The 384-nt window shown below is 33.6% G+C and carries 1 protein-coding gene; it reads left to right on the top strand.

The features are described from left to right. On the top strand, positions 1 to 384 hold a 384-nt coding region (locus tag OM075_RS26730; RefSeq protein WP_301193411.1), incomplete at both ends, for an IS110 family transposase.

The raw sequence follows: 384 nt of genomic DNA, 5'->3' as shown, positions 1-384 counted from the left end.
AAGATGGCTCATTTAGTAGTTAAGAATAATCTTAATGGGATAGAGTCCTTTTTAACTAGTTTGCCTAAAACTGCACTTCTATGTGCTGAATATACGGGTGTCTATGGAGAGTTATTAGTTTTTCTTTGTAATCAGTTTAATGTACCAATTGCTTTAGCTACAGGTTATGAAATAAGACATAGTTTAGGGCTTCGTAAAGGGAAAATAGATAAGGTTGATGCATCTCGTATACGTGAATATGGAGAAAGGTTTGGAGACCGGTTAGAAAGTACTATTTACGCTAAAGAAGAAATGAGAGAATTAAAGGAACTCTTTAGATTAAGAGGGCAGTTAGTTAAGGAAAGAAAAATGTTATTTACTCATGAGAAGGTTAAACCAGAAATG

This window comes from Plebeiibacterium sediminum, from assembly GCF_026013605.1.
GTDB lineage: Bacteria > Bacteroidota > Bacteroidia > Bacteroidales > Marinilabiliaceae > Saccharicrinis > Saccharicrinis sediminus.
This window is presented reverse-complemented; position numbering and strand designations above follow the sequence as displayed.